At 69.8% G+C, this 21,539-nt stretch carries 25 protein-coding genes; 13 read left to right on the top strand and 12 right to left on the bottom strand.

Annotated features, from left to right (window positions below; all coding sequences use genetic code 11):
- Positions 1-189 precede the first annotated feature (189 nt).
- Positions 190-1,404: a cytochrome P450 gene (locus GH664_RS12750; protein ID WP_153168454.1), complete on the top strand. Its 1,215-nt coding sequence runs from the start codon at positions 190-192 to the stop codon at positions 1,402-1,404.
- 84 nt (positions 1,405-1,488) lie between these two features.
- The gene (locus GH664_RS12755; protein ID WP_194270399.1) at positions 1,489-2,691 is read left to right on the top strand and encodes a methyltransferase; all 1,203 of its coding nucleotides are present in this window, start codon (positions 1,489-1,491) and stop codon (positions 2,689-2,691) included.
- Positions 2,692-2,715: 24 nt separating this feature from the next.
- On the opposite strand, the gene GH664_RS12760 is transcribed toward GH664_RS12755, so the two are convergent.
- The 3 genes from GH664_RS12760 to GH664_RS12770 form a co-directional block, all read right to left on the bottom strand.
- Positions 2,716-3,393, bottom strand: a complete 678-nt coding sequence (locus GH664_RS12760) for an SOS response-associated peptidase (RefSeq protein ID WP_153168455.1) — start codon at positions 3,391-3,393, stop codon at positions 2,716-2,718.
- 47 nt (positions 3,394-3,440) lie between these two features.
- Entirely contained in the window at positions 3,441-4,316 is an 876-nt protein-coding gene (locus GH664_RS12765; protein WP_153168456.1) for a Sir2 family NAD-dependent protein deacetylase, read from the bottom strand.
- 74 nt (positions 4,317-4,390) lie between these two features.
- Entirely contained in the window at positions 4,391-4,816 is a 426-nt protein-coding gene (locus GH664_RS12770; protein ID WP_153168457.1) for a VOC family protein, read from the bottom strand.
- 330 nt (positions 4,817-5,146) lie between these two features.
- Between GH664_RS12770 and GH664_RS12775 the strand changes: the two genes are divergently transcribed.
- From GH664_RS12775 to GH664_RS12810, 8 genes are read left to right on the top strand one after another with little or no spacing between them, the layout of a single operon-like run.
- The gene (locus tag GH664_RS12775) at positions 5,147-5,686 is read left to right on the top strand and encodes a SoxR reducing system RseC family protein (protein ID WP_153168458.1); all 540 of its coding nucleotides are present in this window, start codon (positions 5,147-5,149) and stop codon (positions 5,684-5,686) included.
- A gap of 3 nt (positions 5,687-5,689) precedes the next feature.
- Positions 5,690-6,268: an electron transport complex subunit RsxA gene (gene rsxA, locus GH664_RS12780; protein ID WP_153168459.1), complete on the top strand. Its 579-nt coding sequence runs from the start codon at positions 5,690-5,692 to the stop codon at positions 6,266-6,268.
- Between the two features lie 46 nt (positions 6,269-6,314).
- The gene (locus GH664_RS12785; protein WP_153168460.1) at positions 6,315-6,854 is read left to right on the top strand and encodes an RnfABCDGE type electron transport complex subunit B; all 540 of its coding nucleotides are present in this window, start codon (positions 6,315-6,317) and stop codon (positions 6,852-6,854) included.
- Positions 6,855-6,864: 10 nt separating this feature from the next.
- On the top strand, positions 6,865-8,313 hold the full coding sequence (gene rsxC, locus GH664_RS12790; RefSeq protein WP_153168461.1) for an electron transport complex subunit RsxC: 1,449 nt from the start codon (positions 6,865-6,867) through the stop codon (positions 8,311-8,313).
- Positions 8,310-9,404 (top strand): RnfABCDGE type electron transport complex subunit D, encoded by a 1,095-nt coding sequence (locus tag GH664_RS12795; RefSeq protein WP_153168462.1) that lies wholly within the window; start codon positions 8,310-8,312, stop codon positions 9,402-9,404. Before rsxC ends, GH664_RS12795 begins: the two co-directional genes overlap by 4 nt.
- On the top strand, positions 9,401-10,033 hold the full coding sequence (gene rsxG, locus GH664_RS12800) for an electron transport complex subunit RsxG (protein ID WP_153168463.1): 633 nt from the start codon (positions 9,401-9,403) through the stop codon (positions 10,031-10,033). The genes GH664_RS12795 and rsxG overlap by 4 nt, the downstream gene beginning before the upstream one ends.
- The gene (locus GH664_RS12805) at positions 10,030-10,749 is read left to right on the top strand and encodes an electron transport complex subunit E (protein ID WP_153168464.1); all 720 of its coding nucleotides are present in this window, start codon (positions 10,030-10,032) and stop codon (positions 10,747-10,749) included. The genes rsxG and GH664_RS12805 overlap by 4 nt, the downstream gene beginning before the upstream one ends.
- Positions 10,750-10,763: 14 nt before the next feature.
- Positions 10,764-11,048 carry an RnfH family protein gene (locus GH664_RS12810; protein ID WP_153168465.1) on the top strand — a complete coding sequence of 95 codons (285 nt, stop codon included), beginning with the start codon at positions 10,764-10,766 and terminating at the stop codon, positions 11,046-11,048.
- A gap of 87 nt (positions 11,049-11,135) precedes the next feature.
- Here the strand turns inward: GH664_RS12810 and GH664_RS12815 are convergent, their stop codons facing one another.
- The 8 genes from GH664_RS12815 to GH664_RS12850 form a co-directional block, all read right to left on the bottom strand.
- The gene (locus GH664_RS12815) at positions 11,136-12,449 is read right to left on the bottom strand and encodes an AarF/ABC1/UbiB kinase family protein (protein ID WP_228111494.1); all 1,314 of its coding nucleotides are present in this window, start codon (positions 12,447-12,449) and stop codon (positions 11,136-11,138) included.
- Complete coding sequence (locus GH664_RS12820) at positions 12,446-12,799, bottom strand: hypothetical protein (RefSeq protein WP_153168466.1); 354 nt, start codon at positions 12,797-12,799, stop codon at positions 12,446-12,448. The genes GH664_RS12815 and GH664_RS12820 overlap by 4 nt, the downstream gene beginning before the upstream one ends.
- Before the next feature lie 23 nt (positions 12,800-12,822).
- Entirely contained in the window at positions 12,823-13,281 is a 459-nt protein-coding gene (locus GH664_RS12825) for a DUF3429 domain-containing protein (protein WP_153168467.1), read from the bottom strand.
- 9 nt (positions 13,282-13,290) lie between these two features.
- A complete protein-coding gene (locus tag GH664_RS12830; protein ID WP_153168468.1) occupies positions 13,291-14,034 on the bottom strand; it encodes an SDR family NAD(P)-dependent oxidoreductase in 744 nt (247 codons plus the stop codon).
- A 178-nt stretch (positions 14,035-14,212) separates the two neighbouring features.
- Positions 14,213-14,983: a LamB/YcsF family protein gene (locus tag GH664_RS12835; protein ID WP_153168469.1), complete on the bottom strand. Its 771-nt coding sequence runs from the start codon at positions 14,981-14,983 to the stop codon at positions 14,213-14,215.
- Complete coding sequence (locus GH664_RS12840; protein ID WP_153168470.1) at positions 14,980-16,059, bottom strand: biotin-dependent carboxyltransferase family protein; 1,080 nt, start codon at positions 16,057-16,059, stop codon at positions 14,980-14,982. The genes GH664_RS12835 and GH664_RS12840 overlap by 4 nt, the downstream gene beginning before the upstream one ends.
- Complete coding sequence (gene pxpB, locus GH664_RS12845; RefSeq protein ID WP_153168471.1) at positions 16,056-16,826, bottom strand: 5-oxoprolinase subunit PxpB; 771 nt, start codon at positions 16,824-16,826, stop codon at positions 16,056-16,058. Before pxpB ends, GH664_RS12840 begins: the two co-directional genes overlap by 4 nt.
- 18 nt (positions 16,827-16,844) lie before the next feature.
- Positions 16,845-17,360, bottom strand: coding sequence for a winged helix DNA-binding protein (locus GH664_RS12850; RefSeq protein WP_153168472.1), 516 nt, complete (start codon positions 17,358-17,360; stop codon positions 16,845-16,847).
- A 176-nt stretch (positions 17,361-17,536) separates the two neighbouring features.
- Here GH664_RS12850 and GH664_RS12855 point away from each other — a divergent pair, with 176 nt between their 5' ends.
- The 3 genes from GH664_RS12855 (at position 17,537) to GH664_RS12865 (ending at position 20,422) form a co-directional block, all read left to right on the top strand.
- Positions 17,537-18,526 carry a TRAP transporter substrate-binding protein gene (locus GH664_RS12855; RefSeq protein ID WP_153168473.1) on the top strand — a complete coding sequence of 330 codons (990 nt, stop codon included), beginning with the start codon at positions 17,537-17,539 and terminating at the stop codon, positions 18,524-18,526.
- 67 nt (positions 18,527-18,593) lie between these two features.
- Positions 18,594-19,112 (top strand): TRAP transporter small permease, encoded by a 519-nt coding sequence (locus tag GH664_RS12860; protein ID WP_153168474.1) that lies wholly within the window; start codon positions 18,594-18,596, stop codon positions 19,110-19,112.
- An 11-nt stretch (positions 19,113-19,123) separates the two neighbouring features.
- Complete coding sequence (locus GH664_RS12865; RefSeq protein WP_153168475.1) at positions 19,124-20,422, top strand: TRAP transporter large permease; 1,299 nt, start codon at positions 19,124-19,126, stop codon at positions 20,420-20,422.
- A 40-nt stretch (positions 20,423-20,462) separates the two neighbouring features.
- Here the strand turns inward: GH664_RS12865 and GH664_RS12870 are convergent, their stop codons facing one another.
- Positions 20,463-21,425, bottom strand: a complete 963-nt coding sequence (locus GH664_RS12870; RefSeq protein WP_153168476.1) for a LysR substrate-binding domain-containing protein — start codon at positions 21,423-21,425, stop codon at positions 20,463-20,465.
- Between the last annotated feature and the right edge of the window lie 114 nt (positions 21,426-21,539).

Genomic DNA, 21,539 nt, shown 5'->3' on the forward strand with positions numbered 1-21,539 from the left:
ATTATTGGCCAACGCAGGCCGCAACGCGCTGCCCGGCCGGACATGCCGCCCATCAGCAAAAAGCAATGGACACGACCTTGCCGCTCCTCTCGCGGCAGGTCTTGACCCTCATCAAGGCCAACCCGCCCATACCCGATCAAATTACTCGACTTTGATCGGCGGCACGCCCGCCCACGCAGGGACGGCAACATGGACAGCGCAAAACCCCGGGACCCGGCCGCAGCCGGGCATCGACCGCAACCCGACTGGGACGCCCGCGCGCCGGCCGTGCTCGCCGACCAGATTCGCGCCTACGACGACCTGCGCCAGCGCTGCCCGGTGGCGCACAGCGAGTACCTGAACTGGTCGCTGTTCCGCCATGCAGACGTGATGCGGGCGCTCACCGACCACCAGACCTTCAGCAACGCGGTGTCGAGCTACCCGTCCGTGCCCAACGGCATGGACCCACCCGCGCACACGCCGTATCGCAAGCTGATCGAGCCGTATTTCGGCCCGGGGCGGATGGCCGAGTTCGAGCCGGTGTGCCGCCGCATCGTCGCCGAGCTGATGCGCGGCCTGCCGGACGACGGCGAGATCGAGCTGATGGGAGGGTTCGCCGAGGACTTCGCGCTGCAGGCGCAATGCGCCTTCATGGGCTGGCCGGCAACGCTGCACGAACCGCTGCGCCAATGGACGCACAGGAACCGCGCCGCCACGCTGGCGGGCGAGCGCGACGCCACGGCGGCGGTGGCGCTCGAATTCGACGGCTACATCCGCGCCCAACTCGAGCTGCGGCGCGCGGCGGGCGAGCAGGCCACCGACGACGTCACCACCCGATTGCTGCGCGAAGAAGTGGAGGGCCGCCTGCTGAGCGACGAGGAGATCGTCAGCATCGTGCGCAACTGGACGGTGGGCGAGCTCTCCACCATGGCCTCCAGCATCGGCATCCTGGCCCAGTACCTGGCCGAGCGGCCGGCGCTGCAGGACCGCCTGCGGCGCAACCCGGCGCTGCTGGCCACCGCCATCGACGAGATCCTGCGCATCCATGCACCGCTCATCGCCAACCGTCGCATCACCACCCGCGACCTCGACATCGGCGGCCGACAACTGGAGGCCGGCGCGCGCATCACGCTGATGTGGGCCTCGGCCAACCGTGACGAGCGCGTGTTCGGCGACCCCGACGAATTCCGCCTCGACCGCGACCCGGCGCTCAACCTGCTGTACGGCGCGGGCATCCACGTCTGCCCGGGTGCGCCACTGGCCCGGCTGGAGCTGCGCATCGTCATGGAAGCGCTGCTCGACCAGACGCGGCGCATCGCCACCGTCGAAGGCAGGCCGCCGGTGCGGGCGAGCTACCCGACCAGCGGCTACACCTCGGTGCCGCTGTGGATCGAGAAAACCACCGGGCCCGTAGCCGGCGACTGAGACCTGCGCTGCAGGCGACAGCGGCGGCCGCGCCCGCGGGGTCGCCGCCGCCTCGTCTACAATCGGGCGACACAACCGCCGCCGATGCGTGCCGATGACCCGATCGTGACCCACCTCGCGCGCTTTTCCGCGCTGCAAGCGCTGCTCGCCAGCCACGAGGCGCTGTGGCGGCCGTCACCCTTCCATGTGCGCTGGCCAGCCTGGCGCCTGCACCGTCCCGCGCTCGCCGCCGCGGTCGACGCGCTGGACGCCGCCACCGTCGAGGCGCTGCATGCCGACGAGGCCGCCGGCCGCGCCTGGCTCACACCCCGCCTGCCGGTGCTGGCCGAACTCGACGCGCTGGGCGCCTTCGCGCCGCTGCCTGCACGCCCGCTGCCGCCTTGCGACGCGCATTTCGACTGGGCCATCCCCGGCCGCAAGCGGGCGCAGATCGAAGCCTTCGCCGCGCACGGCGCGCCGCCCGCCGCGCCGCTGCTGGAGTGGTGCGCCGGCAAGGGGCACCTCGGCCGCCGGCTGGCGCTGGCGCATGGCGTGGCGGTCAGCTCGCTGGAGATCGACCCCGAACTGTGCGCCGCCGGCGAAACCCTGGCCGCACGCGCGGGCATTGGCCAGACGATGCTGCACGCCGACGCGCTCGAGTCCGGCTCGCAGGCACATCTGCACGGGCGCGAAGTGGTGGCGCTGCATGCCTGCGGCGAGCTGCACCGCACGCTGGTGCGCAGCGCCGGCAGCAGCGGCGCGGCGGGCTTTCGGATCGCGCCGTGCTGCTATCACCTCGGCGCGGCCGACGGCTACCGGCCGCTGAGCACCGAAGCCGCGCTGCCGCTGCACGCCGACACGCTGCGCCTGGCCGTCACCGAGACAGTGACGGCGCCGCAGCAGGTGCGCCGCCGATTGCTGCGCGACCAGGCCTGGAAACTGGGCTTCGTCGCGCTGCGCCAGGCGCTCCAGCCCGACGGCGACGGCGCTCCACGCCCTTTCCGGCCGGTGCCCGCCGCCTGGCTGAAGGGCGATTTCGCCGATTTCTGCCGCGCACTGGCGCAGCGCGAGAACCTTTGCCTGCCCGCGGGGGTGGACTGGGCGCACTGGCAGGCGCAGGGCGAACAGCGACGGCTCGAAGTGCGCCGCCACGAGCTGGTGCGCCATGCCTTTCGCCGCGCGCTGGAAGCCTGGCTGGTGCTGGATCTCGCGCTCGGACTGCAGGAGCGCGGCTTCGACGTCGACCTGGGTCGCTTCTGCGAGCGCACGCTGACCCCGCGCAACCTGCTGCTGCTGGCACGGCGCTGAGGCAGGTCGCGTGCAGGCAGCGTTTCAGGCGTCGGATTGCGGCGCGATGAGCGCCTCGCTGTCGTTGCGCACGCTGCCCACCGCCTTCGACACCGGGTGCACCGCCAGGGCCTCGTCCGGTGCGGCAGTAATGAGAGGCGGCAAGCGCTCGAGCGGCGTCGTCGCATCCAGCCAGGTCGCGTAGGCCTGCGGCGCGAGGATCACCGGCATGCGCTCGTGCAGCTCGCGCATGCGGCCCGCAGCGTCGGTGGTGACGATGGTGAAGGAGTCGACGACTTCGCCATCCTCGGGCCGCGTCCAGCGCTCCCACAGGCCGGCGAGGCCGAACAGGGCGTCGTTGGCGGCGTGGATGAAGTAAGGCTGCGTGCCGCCCGCCACCGCCTTCCATTCATAGAAGCCATTCACCGGCACGATGCAGCGCCGCCTGCGGTAGGCGGCGCGGAAGGACGGCCTGTCGGCGAGCGACTCGCCGCGGGCGTTGATCAGCTTGGTGGCGATGCGCTCGTCCTTCGCCCACGACGGCACCAGCCCCCAGCGCAGCAGGTGGAACACGCGCTCACCGGTCGGACGCTGGCGCAGCACCGGCAGCCACTGCATGGGGGCAGCGTTGAAGCGCGGCGTGAAGTCCAGCTCCTCGATGCGGGCGTCGAACTGCTCGCGCAGGCGGGAGACGGGTCCGTAGAGGGCGTAGCGTCCGCACATGGGTGACTCCTCCTTGCCGCAAGCGGCGGCTTCGATGGGGCCCGCCTTCAGCCGCCGTCGGCCGGGTTGCACGGGTCCAGGCCCAGCACCGCGCCGAAGCCGCGCATCGCCTCGGTCGCGCCCATCGCCAGGGACACGTCGCGCTCGCTGCTCACCGCGGGCTCACCCGGGTTGATGCGCACGAGCGGTGCGCGCTGGCCCTCGCCGAACAGGCGCACCGAGGGAATCGCCGTACCGGCGCCGAGCTCGATGACCAGCAGTCGATCCACCCCTCGGCGCCAAGCCTCGAAGCGGGCGTGCTGGGCCGAGGTGCGCGACTCGATCCAGCCCCAGTCACCGAACATCAGGATGTTGGGCCGCGCCAGCCCGCCGCAGTGCGGGCAGCGCGGCGGCGCGTTGAGCAGCGCGCAGGCGTCGTCGTCGACCTGCGGGCAGAAGTCGTCGGCCGGCCAGATCGCCTCGCGGCAGGGCTGCAGGCACTGCAGGTGGTGGATGGAGCCGTGGCATTCGACGACGCGCTCCATGTCGAATCCGGCCTTCTGGAACTGGCCATCCACATTGGACGTGAACACGAAGGCCCCCTGCGGCAGCCGCGCGGCGATGCGCCGCAGGATGCCGAAGGCCGGCCCCGGCACCGTGTCGCGATAGCGCTGCAGCCGGTGGCCGTAGAAGCCCCAGGCCAGCCGTGGATGGGCGACGAAGGCGTCCGGGCAGGCGATCTCGGTGAAGTCCATGCGCGCGCGGCCCAGCGCCGGATAGGCCCGCCACAGGCCCGCGCTGCCGCGGAAATCGGGCAGGCCGGAATCGACCCCGAGGCCGGCGCCCGCGGTGATCAGCAGCCCGTCCGCCTGCGCGATGAGGCGGGCACAGCGCTCGAAATGCGGGCCGGATCCTGCCGGATCTTGCGCGGGGGACTGGGACATGCGTTGCGTAAGGTCTCGTCAGGTTGAGAAGGCAGAGTCACCTGCAGCCCGGATCGGTGCCATCGCCGTCGGGATCACCCCGCGTCCGGTGGCAGCCACTGCAGATTCCACACCACCTCCCACAGATGGCCATCGGGATCCTGGAAATAGCCGGCGTAGCCGCCCCAGAACGTGTCCTGCGCCCGCTTCACGATCCGCGCCCCAGCCTGCGCCGCCTGCAGCATCACCGCATCGACTTCACCGCGCGACGCGACATTGTGCCCCAGCGAGATCGCGGTGCACGCCGGAACGGAGGCCAGCCCGGTGTCGTGGGCGAGGCTGGCACGCGGCCACAACGCCAGCTTCACCCCGGCCTGGAGGTCGAAGAAGGCGACCGCGCCCTGCTCGAATTCGGTGCCAATGATGCCATCGCTCGCCAGTCCGAGCCCGTCGCGGTAAAAATGCAGCGCCCGCTCGAGATCGTCGACGCCCAGGGTGATGACGCTGATGCGCGCTTTCATGATGCCTCCAGGCCGAAGCCGGGAATCCCGGATCATTCAATCTAGCTCCGAAATCGACACACGACGATCGTGTCGCGGGGGCCCGGCGGCTCCGATCCGCATGTGCCGCACTTGAGGGTCGGTGTCGGCGACGAAAACCAGGCGCAGCGGGCGGCGATCAAAAAAATTGCTGCAAATGCACATCGACCAATTCACGCTCGCTGCTCTTTATCGGCGGGGAAATCAGCCAACCATTGACATTGCTCAAATCGGAATCAGGGTGCACCGCAGCAAACTGTCACCAACAGCAAATACTGATGCAGCACGCTCAACGAGATGGACCGCCGCCCGATGCAGGAATCCGCTTCCCAAGCCTGTGCGCCCGCGGGCGAACAGGAAAGCATCGTGCGCGTCGTCGCCGTGGAAGCGGATTGCGCCTGGCTCGAACCCGAGCAGGGCACGAGCTGCGGCGGCTGCGCCTCGGCGGCGGCCTGCGGCGCGAAAGGCATCGGCACGCTCGCCAGCCGGCTCGAGGCGCGGCGCTTCGCCATCGGCCGCGCGTCGGCCCGCGGCGCAGGCTTCGATCTGCCCGACCTGCGCGTGGGTGACCGGCTCGTCGTCGCCATCGACGATCGCTCGCTGCTCCAGGCCGCGGGCCTCGCCTACGCGCTGCCGCTGGCAGCGGCGCTGACGGCCGCGATCGTCGCGCAGGAAATGAGCGGCAGCGACGGCATGGCGCTGCTCGCTGCGGTCGCGGGCCTGGCGGCGGGCTTCGGCGTCATGAAACGTGCCGCTGCGCGCATGGCGGCGCGGGGCGCCCTGCAATCGAGAGCCGTGCGGCGGGCCGACGCCGTGCACGCCCTCACCCGCATCCATCGCCCGGGGAGCTGAACCATGCGCGAATACCTGTTGCTGCTGGTCAGCGCCGCACTGGTCAATAACGTCATCCTCGCCCGCTTTCTCGGCCTGTGCTCGTTCATGGGCGTCACCACCCGGGTCGACACGGCGCTCGGCATGGGCATGGCGACGACCTTCGTCATCACCGTGTCGTCGATGGCGGACTGGGCGGTCGAGGCCTGGCTGCTGCAGCCTTACGGGCTGGGCTACCTGCGCACGGTGACCTTCATCCTGGTCATCGCCGCCGCGGTGCAATTCACCGAAATGTCGGTCAGGAAGCTGTCGCCGGCGCTGTTCCAGACGCTGGGCATCTACCTGCCGCTGATCACCACCAACTGCGCGGTGCTCGGCGTGGCGCTGCTGCTGGTCGAAGGCCGCATGAGCTTCGTGCACAGCACCTTGTTCGCGCTGTTCTCGTCGCTCGGCTACACCCTGGTGATGGCGATCTTCGCCGGCCTGCGCGAGCGCCTGGCGCTGGCCGACGCGCCGCGGCTGTTCGACGGCCCGCCGCTCGGCTTCATCACCGCGAGCCTGCTGGCGCTGGCCTTCATGGGCTTTTCCGGCATCGGCGCCTGACGCCGGTCCGCCCGGCGCGTGCCTTAACCGCCAACGGAGAGAAAAAATGATCGTCGCCATCGTCAGCCTGATGGGCATCGGATTGGCCCTCGGCGCCCTGCTCGGCGCCGCTTCGAAATGGCTCGCCGTCGAGGAGAACCCGATCGAGGCCGAACTGCAGGCCATGCTGCCCGGCTCGCAATGCGGCCAGTGCGGCTACGTGGGCTGCGCACAGGCCGCCGCCGCACTGGCGCGCGGCGAGGCGCCGGTGACGCTGTGCCCGCCCGGCGGCCGCGCCGTCGCCGAAGCGCTGGCGAAGAAGCTGGGCGTGAAGGCCGACCTGTCGGCGCACGAGGAAAAGGTGCCGCAATACGCCTGCATCCGCCCCGACCTGTGCTTCGGCTGCACCCGCTGCATGGCGGAGTGCAACGTCGACGCCATCATCGGCGCCACCAAGCAGATGCACGACGTCATCGCCGACCTGTGCCACGGCTGCGGCAAGTGCGCCCTGGTGTGCCCGACGCAGGGCATCGAGATGCGCCCGGTGCCGGCCACCGTGTCGTCCTGGCACTGGCCCAAGCCGCGCCGCGCGGCATCCGCGCACTGAGGAGGCGGCGATGAAGATCTTCGACATCGCGGGCGGCGTGCATCCCGTCTACCGCAAGGAACTGGCGAGCGAGCAGCCGATCCGCGCGCTGCCGCTGCCGCCCCGCCTGTACATCCCGCTGCAGCAGCACGTCGGCGCGTTGTCGGTGCCCATCGTGGCGGTGGGCAGCCATGTCGGCAAAGGCCAGGTCCTGTGCGTGCGCCAGGGGACGCTATCGGCGACCCAGCACGCGCCGACCTCGGGCACCATCGTCGCCATCGAGTCGATCACCGCGCCGCATGCCTCGGGCCTCGCGCAGGAAACCATCGTCATCGAGGCGGACGGGCGCGACGCCTGGGCGGAGCTGCCCGCGCTGATCGACGATCCGCTGGCGGCCGATCCGCAGCAGATCATCGACCGCGTCGCCGGATCGGGCATCGTCGGCCTGGGCGGCGCGATCTTCCCGGCCGCGGTCAAGCTCGGCATGGGCAAGCAGTACAAGCTCGACACGCTGCTGCTGAACGGCGCCGAATGCGAGCCCTACCTGACCTGCGACGACCGGGTGATGCGCGAACATGCCGACGAGGTGATCGACGGCGCGCGCATCATGGCGCACGCCCTCGGCGTGAAGCGCATCCTGATCGGCGTCGAAAGCAACAAGCCGCAGGCCATCGCCGCGCTGCAACGCGCCGCCGGCGCCGATGCCGGGATCACCGTGGTGCCGGTGCCGGTGCGCTACCCGGTGGGCTACGCGCAGCACCTGACGCGCATCGTCACCGGCCGCGAGACGCCCGCCGAGCACCGCAACGCGGAGGTCGGCGTGGTGACGCACAACGTCGCCACCGCGCACGCCGTGCATCATGCGGTGCGCTACGGCCGGCCGCTGATCGCGCGCGTCGTCACCGTCACCGGCGGCGCCATCCGCCAGCCTTCCAACCTCGAGGTGCCGGTCGGCGCGCCGGTGTCGGCCCTGGTCGATGCCTGCGGCGGCTTCTCGTGCGAGCCCAGGCAGCTCGTGCTCGGCGGGCCGATGATGGGCCAGCCGCTGCCCAGCCTCAAGGTGCCCATCGTCAAGGGCAGCGCCGGCATCCTGGCGCTGTCGGCGGACGAGGTGGTCGAAGCCCGCGAGCGGCCGTGCATCCGCTGCGGCAGTTGCGTCAGCGTGTGCCCCTGCGGCCTGTCGCCGATGGACATGGCGGCGCTGATCCGCAAGGACAAGCTCGACGCGGCGGCAAAGCTGTTCGTGGGCGACTGCATCGGCTGCGGCAGTTGCTCCTGGGCGTGCCCGTCCCACATCCCGCTGGTGCAGTACTTCAACTACGCCAACGGCGTGCTTGCCGAGCAGGAGCGCCAGCGACGCAAGAACGAACGCGTGCGCACGCTCGCCGAGGCCCATGCGCTGCGAGTGGAGAGCCTGGAGCGCGCGAAGAAGGAGGCGCGCGCCGCCAAGCTCGGCGAAAAGACGGAGACGCCGGCATGACGAACTTCGACACCGCGAAATGCGCGCCCTACGCCCATGCCAGCAACAGCGTCGGCCGCACCATGGGGCTGGTGATGCTGGCGCTGGTACCGGCGACGCTGTTCGACTTCTGGCTGTTCGGCTGGCCGGCGATCTTCCTGTTCGCGATCACGGTGGGCGCCTGCGTCGGCATCGAGGCGCTATGCCTGCGCCTGGCCGGCAAGGAGGTCGGCTTCCATCTCGCCGACGGCTCTGCCGTGCTCACCGGCTGGCTGCTGGCGATGAGCCTGCCGCCCTGGGCGCCGTGGTGGACGGGCGCCGTCGGCGCGCTGATCGCCATCGGCATCACCAAGCAGGCCTACGGCGGCCTCGGCCAGAACCTGTTCAACCCGGCGATGGTCGCGCGCGTCGCGCTGCTCGTCTCGTTCCCCGTCGTGATGACGACCTGGGTGGCGCCGCCAGCGCTGTTCTCGCCGGGCGCGCCCGGCTTCGCCGACGGGCTGGCGATCACGCTCGGCGCCGGCGTGCCCGACGCGATGACCTCGGCCACGCCACTGGGCCACGTCAAGACCGAGTTGTCGCGCGGCGTGTCGGTGCTGCAGTCGGCCCTGCACCTGCCCGACCTGTCCGACCGCGCGCTCGGCCTGCGTGCAGGCAGCCTGGGCGAGACCTCCGCGCTGCTGATCCTCGCCGGCGGGCTGCTGCTGATCGCGCTGCGCGTCATCTCGTGGCACATCCCGCTGGCGCTGATCGCCGGCCTGGTGCTGCCGGCGGCGCTGGCGCACCAGCTCGATCCGGCGCGCCACGCCGGCGCGCTGTTCCACCTGCTGTCGGGCGCGACCTTCCTCGGCGCGTTCTTCATCGCCACCGACTACGTCACTTCGCCGACGACGGCGGCCGGCAAGCTGGTTTTCGGCGCCGGCTGCGGCCTGCTCACCTGGATCATCCGCAGCTACGCCGGCTACCCCGAGGGGATGGCCTTCGCGGTGCTGCTGATGAACGCGCTGACGCCGATCATCGACCAATACACCCGGCCGCGGGTGTTCGGCCGTGCGCGCAGCGGCCAGCCGCTGGTATTCGCCGGAAAGGTGGACGAAGGAGGCCAGCCATGACGGCCGCAACCGGAAACCGCAGCGTGACGCGCCATGCGCTGATCCTCGGCAGCTTCTGCCTGGGCTTCGGCGTCGTGCTCGCGCTGACCGAGAGGCTTGCCGCCGCCGACATCGCCGCGCGCGCGACGGAAGACCGCCTCGCCTCGCTCGCCCAGGTGCTGCCGGCCGCGCTCTACGACAACAACCCGCTGCAGGGCACCCTCGCCGTGCGTGCGGCCGACGGCAACGAAACGACGGTGTACCGCGCGCGCAAGGGCGACACCGTGACCGGGCTGGCGTACGAGATCCGCGGCAGCGGCTATGCGGGCGAAATCCGCCTGATGATGGGCGTCGACGCCCAGGGCCGGATCCTCGGCGTGCGCGTGCTGGCGCACAAGGAAACGCCGGGCCTGGGCGACAAGATCGAGGTCAAGAAGGGCGACTGGATCACCCGCTTCACCGGCCTGTCGCTGGACGCGCCACCCGCCGAGCGCTGGAAGGTGCGCAAGGACGGCGGCGATTTCGACCAGTTCACCGGCGCGACGATCACGCCGCGCGGCGTCGTCGCCGCGGTGCACCGCGGCCTCGCGTTCTTCGCCGCCAACAAGGACAGCCTGCTGACGGCAGCGTCCGGGGAGATGAAGCCATGACCGCCACCACCACGCCCCTGCCGCAGGTCGCCACGACCGCCCCAGCCGCAGATTACGGGCGCATCGTCCGCGACGGCCTGTGGGACAACAACGGCGTGCTGGCGATGCTGCTCGGCATGTGCCCGAGCATGGCGATGACCACCAGCGCCACCAACGGCCTGGGCATGGGGCTGGCGACGGCGGTGGTGATGGCGGCCTCCAGCCTGCTGGTGGCGGTGTTCCGGCGGCGCATCACGCAGCAGGTGCGCATCCCGGTATACATCCTGATCATCGCCGCGATGGTGACCCTGGTCGACCTGGCGATGAACGCCTGGATGCACGAACTGTACAAGGTGCTGGGCCTGTTCATTCCGCTGATCGTGTCCAACTGCCTGCCGCTGGCGCGGCTGGAAGCCTTCGCCGCGAAGGAGCCGGTGCTGCCGTCGCTGGTGGACGGCATCGCCATGGGGCTCGGCTTCGCCCTCGCGCTGACGGCGATCGGCGCGGTGCGCGAGATCCTCGGCTCGGGCACGCTGTTCGCCGACGCCTCGCTGCTGCTCGGGCCGTCGTTCCGCTTCATGGAACTGCACCTGCTGCCGGCCAGCAGCAACGTGCTGATGATGATCCTGCCGCCCGGCGGCTTCCTCGTCACCGGCCTGCTGGTGGTCGGCAAGCGCATGCTGGACCTCAGGGCCGGCAAGGCGATCCGGATGGGTGGCGCGCACAGCGCAGCGTGAGGGGAGGAACGGCCATGAAGATCTCCATCGCCTACGCCGTGCCCGGCCGCCAGGTGCTGCAGGCGGCCGACGTGCCCGAGGGCACGACGATCCGCGGCGCGATCGAAGCCTCGGGCATCCTCGAGCAGTTGCCGGCCTTCTCCTTCGAGCAGCAGAAGGTGGGCATCTTCGGCAAGGTGAAGCCGCTCGACACGGTGCTTGCCGCCGGCGACCGCGTCGAGCTCTACCACCCGGTCACCATCGATCCGAAGGCGATCCCGAAGAAGAAGCCGGCGGCGAAGGATGCGGCCGGCGAGTGAGGCACGCCGGCTGAGGGGCACGACGCCAAGGTCGCCACGCCCAGCTTGAGGCTGCCATCGGCCAGGGCTCCGGCGCGCGCCCCGGGTTCAGGCGTGCTGCAGGAACAGCGTACGGATGTCCACCCGCGCCCCCAGTCGCGCTGCCAGCAGGTACAGCCCGCCGATCTTGCGGTGCAGGAACAGCGCATCGATCGGCGGCGTGTGCCAGAAGTCGCGGTCGTAGCCCAGGCGCATGCCGGCATCGCGCATGCGTGCGGCCAGCGAAGAGCGCCCGAAGTCGTACGCGCCCTGCTGGCGCAGCGGCTCGCAGGCCAGCAGGAAGATGTCCAGCACCATGCGCCGGTGATCGGCGCGGATGCCCTGCTGGAAGTAGCCCAGCTCGGCCGCGGCCGTGTCGAGCGCGGCGAGGTCCTGCCGCATGCCGCCCGCCAGCAGGCGGCGGTAGGCCTCGACGCGGTCCGCCGCATAGATCCGGGTGGCGCCGAAGTCGAGCAGCGCCAGGCGCCGGGTCGCCGGGTCGTAGCGGTAGTTGGCGAAGTTCGGGTCGGTCTGCACCAGGCGGAAGTCGAAGATCTCGCGGAACAGCAGCGCGAACAGCAGCGTCATGACGCGGTCGCGCTCCGCCTGCGCGGCGTCGGCCAGCGACTCGATCGCCACGCCGTCGATGAAGCTCATCGCCAGGATGTTGTCGCGGGTGAGGCCGGCATCGACTTCCGGCAGCACGAACGCCGCACTGTCCGCGAGCAGCCCGCGGTAGCGGGTGAGGTGCGCGCCTTCGCTCAGGTAGTCGGCCTCCTCGTGCAACTGGCGCTTGGCTTCGTCCAGCAGCGGCGCGATGTCGAGCGACTTCGGCAGCAGGCCGGAGAGGCGCAGCAGCCCGGCGACGTTGTCCACATCGCTGGAGATGCTCTGGCGTACGCCGGGGTATTGCACCTTGATCGCCAGCCGCGTGCCGGCACGTGTGGTCGCCGCATGCACCTGGCCGATCGAGGCTGCGGCCAGCGGCGTGAACGAGAAGCGCTCGAACTGTTGCTCCCAACCCGCGCCCCAACTGCCCTCGAGCACGGCGACGAGCTGGCTCATCGGCATCGGCCGGGCGTCGGCGCGCAGTTGCGCGAGGATGGCTGCGAGTTCCGGCGGGATCAGGTCGCCCGCGTCCATCGACAGCAACTGCCCCACTTTCATTGCTGCGCCGCGCAACTGGGCGAGCTGGTCGGCCACGCGCCGCGCATTGGCGGGCGTGAGCAGCAGCTCGCCGACGCTCGGCCGCCGGCCCTGGGCGAACTGGCGTACGCCTTCGGCGATCATGCCGCCGGCCACGCCCGAGGCCAGGCTGCCCAGCCTCGCCAGCCGCGACAGCCGGCTGCTGGGCACGGCAAAGGCGGCGCCGGCCGGTTTCACCGCTGCGCTCCCGGCCCCGGATCCTGCGGCGCATCCGCGTCATCGAGCGGATAGGCGTCGGCAACGTAGGCCGGCCCCTTCATCACCATGACGATGAAGGCCGCGATCGCCACCGTGAACACCACCGTCCAGTGCAGCACGAGCAGGCTGATCGAATAGATGTCGACGGTGGTCACCAGCGTTGCCGATGCCGCACCGCCCATGGTGTCGAACAGCCTCGCCACCAGCGAAGGAAGGCCGAGAAGCAGGCTGCCGACAATCAGGATTCGCGGCAGCAGGCGCAACACCCGGCGTTCCTCGCCGACAGGCGTGCGTGGGAAGCCCTCAAGCTTGTTGAATGGATAGCTCATGTCACGCTCCTCCCGAAACCGTGTCAGGACATGGAAAAGTACCCGCCCAGCAGCAGACAGACCGACGCGACGCTGGTCAGACGCAGGCGCAGCGGCAGGTACCACGCGGGCAAGGTGGCCAAGGCCGCGAGGCGGCGGTCCTGCCAGTAGTGTGCGACGAAGCCGGCCGCGAGCACCACGGCCGCGAAAAGGGGGGCGGCCAGCAGCGCCGGCCAAGCCACCAGCGCCGGTACGGTGCTCCACACGAAGCACGTGCCCCGCCGCGCGTCGGTGAGCCCCGGCAGGCACATCGCAAAGCCCCAGTGCAGTGCGCCGACGAAGCTCAGGATCACCGCACCGTAGGCGACCAGCGCGTCGCCCCAGAGGAGCCCGTGGCGGGAATCGGCAAGGATCGTGATGGCCAGCCCGACGAACGGCAGCAGGCCGCCGTAGCCCAGCCAGGCGACCTGGCGCGGCAAGGCATCAAGAGTCGCGTTCTTCATCGCCGGGCCTCACTTCATCACGAGAGGCCGCACGGTGGAGAAGCCGCCATCGACCGCCCACACCTGCCCTGTCACGCGCGCCGCGTGTGGCGACAGCAGCCACGCCATCAGCTCGGCCAGTTCCGCCGGATCGCCGATGCCGGGCAGCGGGTACTGGCGCGCCGCACCTTCGCGCGCCGCCGGACTGGCGATGATGCCGGCGGTAGCCGGTGTCTCCATGATGCCGGGCGCGACCGCATTGACGCGGATGCCCGCGCCGGCGTGGCTCGCCGCCGCGCCGCGCACCAAGCCCTCGACGCCGGCCTTGGCTGCGGCGATGGCCTCGTGGTTGGGCGTGCCGATGCGGGCGGCGATCGACGACACCAGCACCGCCGCGCCGGGCAGGCGCGCCTCGCGCAGGCTGCCGACGAAGCCGGCCAGGGTGTGGAAGGCGCTCACCAGGTTGGCACGCAGGCAGTCGTCGAAGTCGGCCTCGCTCATGCGGTGCATCGCGCCCAGCCGGATGTTGCCGACGCAGTGTGCCAGCGCCGTGGGCTGCATCCCGCGCGCGGCTGCCTGCTCGAAGAGGTGGCGCACCCCCTCAGGCGTGGCGCAATCGGCCTCGACCTGCAGGTGCGCATCACCGAAGGCGGCATGCAGGCGCGCCGCGTCGCGGCTCACGACAATCGCCTTCCATCTGTCAGCATCGAGCCGCTTGACCAGCGCCTGCCCCAGGCCACCCGCTGCGCCGGTCACCAGTGCAATCTTGTCCACGCCGCCTGCTCCTTCGCGCACCGCGCAATTGTCTTCGACAATCCGGAGAAGGTTGACAATGGAAGTGCGTATCTACCGGATCTACAACCGGAGACTAGGCAAAATTATCAATTTTGTCCAGGACAAATAAGGCTTCCCGTAAGAATCGGCGCTCATCGCCTGCGGCTGCAGGCGATGTTCAGCGCTGCAGGACTTCCGGCAGGGTGAGCACCGACCAGCCCCGCGCTTCCAGCGCCTCGCGCAGATGCCGCGCGCTCTCAACCGCGCCAAGGTTGTCGCCGTGCACGCAGATGCTTTCCATCCGCGCCGGCAGCACCTTGCCGCTCTGCGACACCAGGCCGCCGGCGTCGAGCATGCGCAGCACGTGGGCGACGACTTCGTCGTGGTCGTGCAGCACCGCTCCGGGCTGGCCGCGCGGCGCGAGCATGCCCTGGTCGGTGTAGGCGCGGTCGGCGAAGATCTCGCCCGCCACCGGCAGGCCGGCGCGTTCGCCGGCGCGGTGCAGTTCGGACAGCACCGGCGCGAGCAGGATCAATTCGCGATCGACCGCGCGCACCGCGCGCGCCACCGCGTCGGCCAGCACCGCATCCTCGCAGGCCTGGTTGTTGAGCGCGCCGTGCGGCTTCACATGGGTGACGCGCCCGCCTTCGGCCGCGGCCATGCCCATCAGGGCACCCACCTGGTAGATCACCATGGCTTCCAGGTCCGCCGGCGCGAGCTTCATCGGCCGCCGGCCGAAGCCCTGGAGGTCGGGGTAGGCCGGATGGGCGCCGAGGCTGACGCCGGCCGCCTGTGCAGTGCGCACCGTGTGGCGCATCACCAGCGGGTCGCCGGCATGGAAGCCGCAGGCAACGTTGGCCGAGCGCACCACCTGCAGCAAGGCTTCGTCCTCGCCCATCTTCCAGGCGCCGAAGGATTCGCCGAGGTCGGCGTTGAGGTTGATCTTCATGGGTTCGAGCTCCGTTCGTTGCAAGCGTGATCGGATGGCAGCGGGCGATAGTCGGCCGCCAGCGCGTGCACGACGCCACCGACCAGGTTGGCGCTGTACAGCACGGCGACATCGATGCCGTCGGGCAGCAGCGGACGGATCGCGCCGATCAGCGCGCGCGTCTCGCCTTCCTGGGCGCGGGCGATGGTGGCGCCCTCGTCCGCCGTCACCGTGGCAAAGCGCAAGGCCTGGCCCGGGCGCAGTGCGGCCAGGCGGCCGAGGTCGGCGCTGATCACGGTGGCGATCTTGGGATAGCCGCCGGCGGTCTGCGCGTCGGCCAGCAGCACGATGGGCTGACCGTTGCCCGGCACCTGGATCGAGCCCGGCACGGTGGCGTCGGACACGATCTCCGCCGCGCCGCGATGCGCCAGGCGCGGGCCTTCCAGGCGCACGCCCATGCGGTCGGCCTCGGCGGTGACGCGGTATTCGGCTGCGGTCAGGGTCTGCAGCGCGTCGTCGGTGAAATGCCCGGCCTGCGGGCCGGGCACGATGCGGATCGGGCCGGCGTCGGCCAGCGGCGGCTGCGGCAGGGCGCGGTCGACGCCGTCGCCGGCACCGGCCGGCAGCCGCATGCCTGCGGCCAGCGCCTTGCCGCCCAGCCCGCCGAGGCCGGCACGCACATACGTCGCGGCGCTGCCCATCACCGCGGGCAGCGCCAGGTCCGCCACCGCGACCACCGCGATGCGCCCGCTGAGCATCCGCCGGATGCGCAGGCTCTCGCCTTCGGCCAGCGTCACCGAGCGCCACGACGGCAGGTTGCGGCGACCGTCACGGCCCTCGACTTCGACACTGGCGTCGCCCGCCACCGCCACCCGGACCGCGCCGCCGCGCGCCGCCACCTGGAGGCCGCCGTCGAAGCATTCGATCACCGGCGCGCCCTCGGCGTTGCCCGCCAGCGCGTTGGCGATGCGCATCAGGCGAGAGTCGAGCGCACCCGCCCAGGGCACGCCGATGCGCCGGTGGCCGCGCCGACCGCCGTCCTGCACCGAAGCATACGCCCCCGCGGCGAGGATCTCGAGTTCGGCCTTCGTGTTCATGCGCCCTCCTGCGCAGCGGTCACGCGCTTCGCGTCCGCATCGAGCCAGATGAACGGGTCGATCTCGCCGCTGTTCAGGCCGGCCTCGATGGCGCGATATTCGTCGGCGCCGACCGGCACGAAGCGCACGCGGTCGCCTGCCGCCAGCAGCGAAGGTGAATCGCGCCGGGCGTCGAACAGCGGCACCGGGCAGCGGCCCAGCAGATGCCAGCCGCCGGGGCTTTCCCAAGGGTAGATCGCCGTCAGGCCGGTGGCGATCGCCACGCTGCCCGGCGGCACGCGCACGCGCGGCTCGGCGCGACGCGGCAGGCGCAGCTTCCGGGGCAGGTCGCCCATGAACGGGAAGCCCGGCAGGAAGCCCAGCATGTAGACGAGATAGTCGGTGCCGGCGTGCAGCGCGACCACTTCGGCCTCGGTGATGCCCAGCGTGCGCGCCACCTCGGCCAGGTCGGGCGCAGCCTCGCCCTCGTAGCACACCGGCAGGCGCCACTGCCGGCCGGGCGCCGGCGCGCCCCGTCCGGCCGCGTCCAGCAGCGGCCGCAGCTCGGCCACCAGGGCCTCGCGACCGGTGGCGAGCGGATCGTAGAACAGGGTCAGCGAGCGGAAGGTGGGCATGGTCTCGATCAGGCCCGCCAGCCCGCCCTCGGCCTGGCGGCGCGCAATGGCGGCATCGAGCGCATTGACCGCGGCCAGCAGGCTGGGGTCGATCGCATCGCCGAACTCGATGGTCAATGCCGCATCACCGGCATCCAGGATGGAAACGCTCACCGGCGCTCTCCTTAGGTTTCAGAGGGATGAAGTGGAGGCCGCGCGCGCAGCCTGGTCGTAGCGGCCCGACAGCGTACGCAGAAGGCGCGCCAGTTCGCCGATCTGGGCGTTGTCCTCGGCGCTACCGGTGAACCCGGGCATCAGGCAGGCGTCGCGGACGTCACGGTAGGCGAGGCAGATCTCGCGGCCCTTGTCGGTGACCGAGAAGAACGCTTCCTTGCCCTGCTTGGCGCTCTTCACCAGGCCGAGGCCGGCGAGCTTGCGCAGCGAATAGGAGACGACGTGGGTGTCTTCCACGTTGAGCACGAAGCAGATGTCGGCCAGGCGCTTCTCGGTGTCGCGATGCGCGACGTGGTGCAGCACCAGCACGTCGGTGGGCGTCATGTCCTTCACGCCAGCGGCGCTCATGCAGCGGATCATCCAGCGCGCAAAGGCGTGCCAGGCGATGATCAGGCCGAACTCGAACTCGGACAATTCCGGCGACTTCGGCGACACCAGGTGCTCCGAAGAAACGATGCGGGTGCTGTCGACCATGAGGCCTCCTTTTGACTGTGTCGATGTTTTGAAGATGTTTTTTCTAAAAAACGTCTACGTTTTGTTGACAAGATACCCATAAAATCTCTATCGTGCAATAACGGTGACTTATGGATTGCAGTCCGTCGCCAGCCACTCCGCGTTTCTTCCCGTCCTCCACTTCAGGAGCCCACCTCATGAAGCTCTCGCACCCTCTCCTCAAGGCAATCACTGGAACCGTGGCCGGCCTTGGCATCGCCGTCGCAGCCCACGCCCAGACCGCATGGGACATGCCCACGCCCTACCCGGCGAACAACTTCCACACCGAGAACATTCAGCAGTTCGCCGGCGAGATCGCCCAGGCCAGCGGTGGCAAGCTCAAGATCACGGTGCATGCCAACGGTTCGCTGTTCAAGGCGAACGAGATCAAGCGCGCGGTGCAGGGCGGACAGGCGCAGATCGGTGAAGCGATCATCTCCGGGCTGGCCAACGAGGATCCGATCTACGCGCTCGACACCGTGCCCTTCCTCGCCTCCGGCTACGCCGACTCACACAAGCTGTGGCAGGCCTCGCGTCCGGCGGTGGAGGCGCGGCTGGCGAAGAACGGCCTGAAGCTGCTGTACTCGGTGCCGTGGCCACCGCAGGGCCTCTATTCCAAGACGCCGATGAACACGCTGGCCGACCTCAAGGGCATGAAGATCCGCTCCTACAGCCCCACCGTGGCGCGCATGATCGAGCTGATGGGCGCGCAGCCGGTCACCGTGCAGGCCGCCGACCTCACCCAGGCGCTGTCGACCGGCGTGGTGTCGGCCAACCTGACGTCCTCGGCGACGGGCTATGACAGCAAGAGCTGGGAGCAACTGAGCTACTTCTACGACCTCCAGGCCTGGTTGCCGAAGAACATCGTGTTCGTGTCGAAGAAGGCCTTCGACGCGCTCGACCCGGCGACCCAGCAGGTGGTGCTGAAGGCAGCCGAAGCGGCCGAGACGCGCGGCTGGAAGCTGTCGCAGGAAAAGACCGCGTGGTACGTCGACCAGCTCAAGGCCAACAACATGAAGGTGCAGCCGGCGCCCGCCGCACTGCAGGCCGACCTGCTCAAGATCGGCGAGCGCATGACCGCGGAATGGGCCGAGAAGGCTGGCGCCGACGGCAAGGCAGTGCTCGACGCCTACCGCAAGCTGAAGTAAGCCCATCTCGAAGTCCATCTCGCCGCACGGGGCCCGCGCGGGCCCCGTCCTCCACGGAGAGCCTCCCATGCGCACTTTCCTCGACTCTCTCTACCGCCTGGCGGGCGTGCTCGCCGCAGTCGGCATGATCGCCACGCTGCTGCTGGTATCGGCCGGCATCGTCACCCGCCCGCTGGGCATCTACCTGGCCGGAACCGACGACTACGCCGGCTATGCGATGGCCGCCTGCGGCTTCCTCGCCATGGCCTACACCTTCAAGCACGGCGAGCACATCCGCGTCAGCCTGCTGATCGACCGCTGCGGACCGCGCCTGCGCCGGGCGGTCGACCTGTTCGCGCATGGCGCGGGCACCGCGGTGGCGGCGATGCTGGCGTGGTATGCGGTGCGGCTGGTGCTGCAGTCGCATGAGTTCGAGGAAGTGTCGCAGGGCGTGGACGCCACGCCGCTGTGGATTCCGCAACTGTCGATGGCGATCGGCGCCGTGGTGCTGCTGATCGCCGTGCTCGACGATTTCATCCAGGTTTCCCTCGGCCGCGAGCCGGTGCGCCTTGCCGGCGCCAGCTCCGAAGCCGCCCGCATCGAATAAGGACGATCATCATGGAAATTACGAGCGCCTTTGCCCTGATCGGGCTGATGCTGGTGCTGCTCGCCGGCGGCGTCTGGATCGGCCTCGCGCTGATCGCCATCGGCGTGCTCGGCATGCTCGGCTTCACTACCCGCATGCCCGGCGACGGCATGGCCGTTGCGATCTGGGGCCAGGGATCGAGCTGGACGCTGACCGCCCTGCCGCTGTTCCTGTGGATGGGCGAGATCCTGTTCCGCACCAAGCTGTCGGAAGACATGTTCAAGGGCTTGTCGCCGTGGCTGGAACGCCTCCCGGGGCGCCTGCTGCACACCAACATCATCGGCTGCACGCTGTTCGCCGCGGTGTCGGGCTCGTCGGCCGCCACCTGCGCAACCATCGGCAAGATCACCCTGCCCGAGCTCACGCGCCGCGGCTATCCCGAATCCATGGTGCTCGGCACGCTGGCCGGCGCCGGCACGCTCGGCCTGCTGATCCCGCCGTCGATCATCATGATCGTCTACGGCGTGGCCGCCGACGTGTCGATCGCCAAGCTCTTCATCGGCGGCGTGCTGCCGGGCGTGCTGCTGGCCTCGCTGTTCATGGGCTGGGTGGTGCTGTGGTCGCTGCTGAACAAGGACCGCATCCCGCCCGCCGAGCTCAAGACCACCTTCGCCGAAAAGCTGCACGCCTCGCGCAACCTGATTCCGGTGATCCTGCTGATCGGCGGCGTGCTGGGCTCGATCTACAGCGGCATCGCCACCGCGACGGAGGCCGCCGGCATCGGTGTGATCGGCAGCCTGATCATCGCCGCAGCGCAGAAGTCGCTGACGCGCGAGAGCTTCGTCGCCGCGCTGATGGGCGCCACCCGCCTGTACTGCATGATCGCGCTCATCCTGGCCGGCTCGGCCTTCCTGACGCTGGCGATGGGCTACATCGGTCTGCCGCGCCACCTGGCGGAGTGGATCGCCACGCTGAACCTGGGGCCGGGCATGCTGCTGATCGCGCTGGCCGCGTTCTACATCCTGCTGGGCTGCTTCCTCGACGGCATCTCGATCGTCGTGCTGACGATGGCGGTGCTGATGCCGACGATCCAGACCGCGGGCATCGATCCGCTTTGGTTCGGCATCTTCGTGGTGGTGGTGGTGGAGATGGCGCAGGTGACGCCGCCGGTCGGCTTTAACCTGTTCGTGCTGCAGGGCCTCAGCGGCCGCCAGATCACGACACTCGCGAAGTATGCGGTGCCCTACTTCCTGCTGATGGTGCTCGCCGTGGTGCTGTTGTACGTCTTCCCCGGCCTGGTGACCTGGCTGCCGGGCAACATGATCGGCTGACACCGACTGCCACCACCGCTGCGGCGCCGGTTCGGTCTTGTCACCGGCCGGCGCCGTCGCCGACGACTTGCGCCGGTGCACCGCCAGCCTGGGCTTCGCCCGCCTCGGCGACGAGCCAGTCATGCACGATGGAAACGCGCGGGTCGGAGAGTGCGCCGGCCGAATACACCAGGCAGTAGCGCTTGCCGGTGCGCACCGACTGGCTGAAAGGCGCCACCAGACGTCCGCTGTCGAGTTCGTTGGTGATCAGGGTGCGCCGTGCGATCGCCAGCCCCATGCCGGCGATCGCGCACTGCATCGTGATGTGATTGCGATTGAACATGTAGCCGCGCCGCACATCCACCTGTGGCGCACCAATGGCGCGCAGGTAGCGCTCCCACTCCGCATACGGGGGGCTGCCGCGCCAGGCCGTCATGTCATGCAGCAGGGGATAGTGATGCAGCTCATCGGGCGAATCCAGCGGCGGGCGGCCGAGCAGCAGGGCGGGCGAACACACCGGAAAGATCTCCTCCTCCAGCAGCATCGTGCTCTGGAAGCCGGGGTAAGTACCGTCATTGAGGTCGATCGCCAGATCGAACTCGCCATCGCGCAGCGAATACGTGCTGTCCTCCGCCACCACCTGCAGCTCGATCTGGGGATAGCGCGCCATCAGCCGCGGCAGCCGCGGCACCAGCCAGGTGGCGAGGAAGGAAGGCAGGGTGCGCACCCGCACCACGCCGCTGAGCGCGCCGCCGCGCAGGCGCCCGATCGCCAGGTCGACCGACGCATAGGCAGGATCGACGGCGGCCAGCAGGCGATTGCCCGGGTCGGTGAGTTCGAGCCGGCGTGGCAGGCGGCGGAAGAGGCGCTGCCCGAGCCAGTCCTCGAGCAGCTTGATCTGCTGGCTGACGGCGCCGGTGGTGATGTGCAGCTCCTCCCCGGCGCGGGTGAAGGAGAGGTGGCGTGCAGCGGCCAGGAAGACGCGCAGCCGGGCATGGACTTGGGAGGGCGCAAAAGGATTCATGGTTTAGCAATCCTAAATCCAGCGTAAAAATCTATCGATTGAGCTGCCTCAGGAATCAACAGAAAATTCCATTGATGCAGCAATAAGAATTTTAGTGATTAGATTCGTTAAACC

Origin of the sequence: Thauera sp. 2A1 (assembly GCF_009469595.2) — a bacterium.
In the GTDB taxonomy this organism is placed as follows: domain Bacteria; phylum Pseudomonadota; class Gammaproteobacteria; order Burkholderiales; family Rhodocyclaceae; genus Thauera.

Bases quoted from the DNA above. Each gene is read 5' to 3' on its own strand.
- GH664_RS12750 (WP_153168454.1), top strand. From the start codon at position 190: ATGGACAGCGCAAAACCCCGGGACCCGGCCGCAGCCGGGCATCGACCG.
- GH664_RS12755 (WP_194270399.1), top strand. From the start codon at position 1,489: ATGCGTGCCGATGACCCGATCGTGACCCACCTCGCGCGCTTTTCCGCG.
- GH664_RS12760 (WP_153168455.1), bottom strand. From the start codon at position 3,393: ATGTGCGGACGCTACGCCCTCTACGGACCCGTCTCCCGCCTGCGCGAG.
- GH664_RS12765 (WP_153168456.1), bottom strand. From the start codon at position 4,316: ATGTCCCAGTCCCCCGCGCAAGATCCGGCAGGATCCGGCCCGCATTTC.
- GH664_RS12770 (WP_153168457.1), bottom strand. From the start codon at position 4,816: ATGAAAGCGCGCATCAGCGTCATCACCCTGGGCGTCGACGATCTCGAG.
- GH664_RS12775 (WP_153168458.1), top strand. From the start codon at position 5,147: ATGCAGGAATCCGCTTCCCAAGCCTGTGCGCCCGCGGGCGAACAGGAA.
- rsxA (WP_153168459.1), top strand. From the start codon at position 5,690: ATGCGCGAATACCTGTTGCTGCTGGTCAGCGCCGCACTGGTCAATAAC.
- GH664_RS12785 (WP_153168460.1), top strand. From the start codon at position 6,315: ATGATCGTCGCCATCGTCAGCCTGATGGGCATCGGATTGGCCCTCGGC.
- rsxC (WP_153168461.1), top strand. From the start codon at position 6,865: ATGAAGATCTTCGACATCGCGGGCGGCGTGCATCCCGTCTACCGCAAG.
- GH664_RS12795 (WP_153168462.1), top strand. From the start codon at position 8,310: ATGACGAACTTCGACACCGCGAAATGCGCGCCCTACGCCCATGCCAGC.
- rsxG (WP_153168463.1), top strand. From the start codon at position 9,401: ATGACGGCCGCAACCGGAAACCGCAGCGTGACGCGCCATGCGCTGATC.
- GH664_RS12805 (WP_153168464.1), top strand. From the start codon at position 10,030: ATGACCGCCACCACCACGCCCCTGCCGCAGGTCGCCACGACCGCCCCA.
- GH664_RS12810 (WP_153168465.1), top strand. From the start codon at position 10,764: ATGAAGATCTCCATCGCCTACGCCGTGCCCGGCCGCCAGGTGCTGCAG.
- GH664_RS12820 (WP_153168466.1), bottom strand. From the start codon at position 12,799: ATGAGCTATCCATTCAACAAGCTTGAGGGCTTCCCACGCACGCCTGTC.
- GH664_RS12825 (WP_153168467.1), bottom strand. From the start codon at position 13,281: ATGAAGAACGCGACTCTTGATGCCTTGCCGCGCCAGGTCGCCTGGCTG.
- GH664_RS12835 (WP_153168469.1), bottom strand. From the start codon at position 14,983: ATGAAGATCAACCTCAACGCCGACCTCGGCGAATCCTTCGGCGCCTGG.
- GH664_RS12840 (WP_153168470.1), bottom strand. From the start codon at position 16,059: ATGAACACGAAGGCCGAACTCGAGATCCTCGCCGCGGGGGCGTATGCT.
- GH664_RS12850 (WP_153168472.1), bottom strand. From the start codon at position 17,360: ATGGTCGACAGCACCCGCATCGTTTCTTCGGAGCACCTGGTGTCGCCG.
- GH664_RS12855 (WP_153168473.1), top strand. From the start codon at position 17,537: ATGAAGCTCTCGCACCCTCTCCTCAAGGCAATCACTGGAACCGTGGCC.
- GH664_RS12860 (WP_153168474.1), top strand. From the start codon at position 18,594: ATGCGCACTTTCCTCGACTCTCTCTACCGCCTGGCGGGCGTGCTCGCC.
- GH664_RS12865 (WP_153168475.1), top strand. From the start codon at position 19,124: ATGGAAATTACGAGCGCCTTTGCCCTGATCGGGCTGATGCTGGTGCTG.
- GH664_RS12870 (WP_153168476.1), bottom strand. From the start codon at position 21,425: ATGAATCCTTTTGCGCCCTCCCAAGTCCATGCCCGGCTGCGCGTCTTC.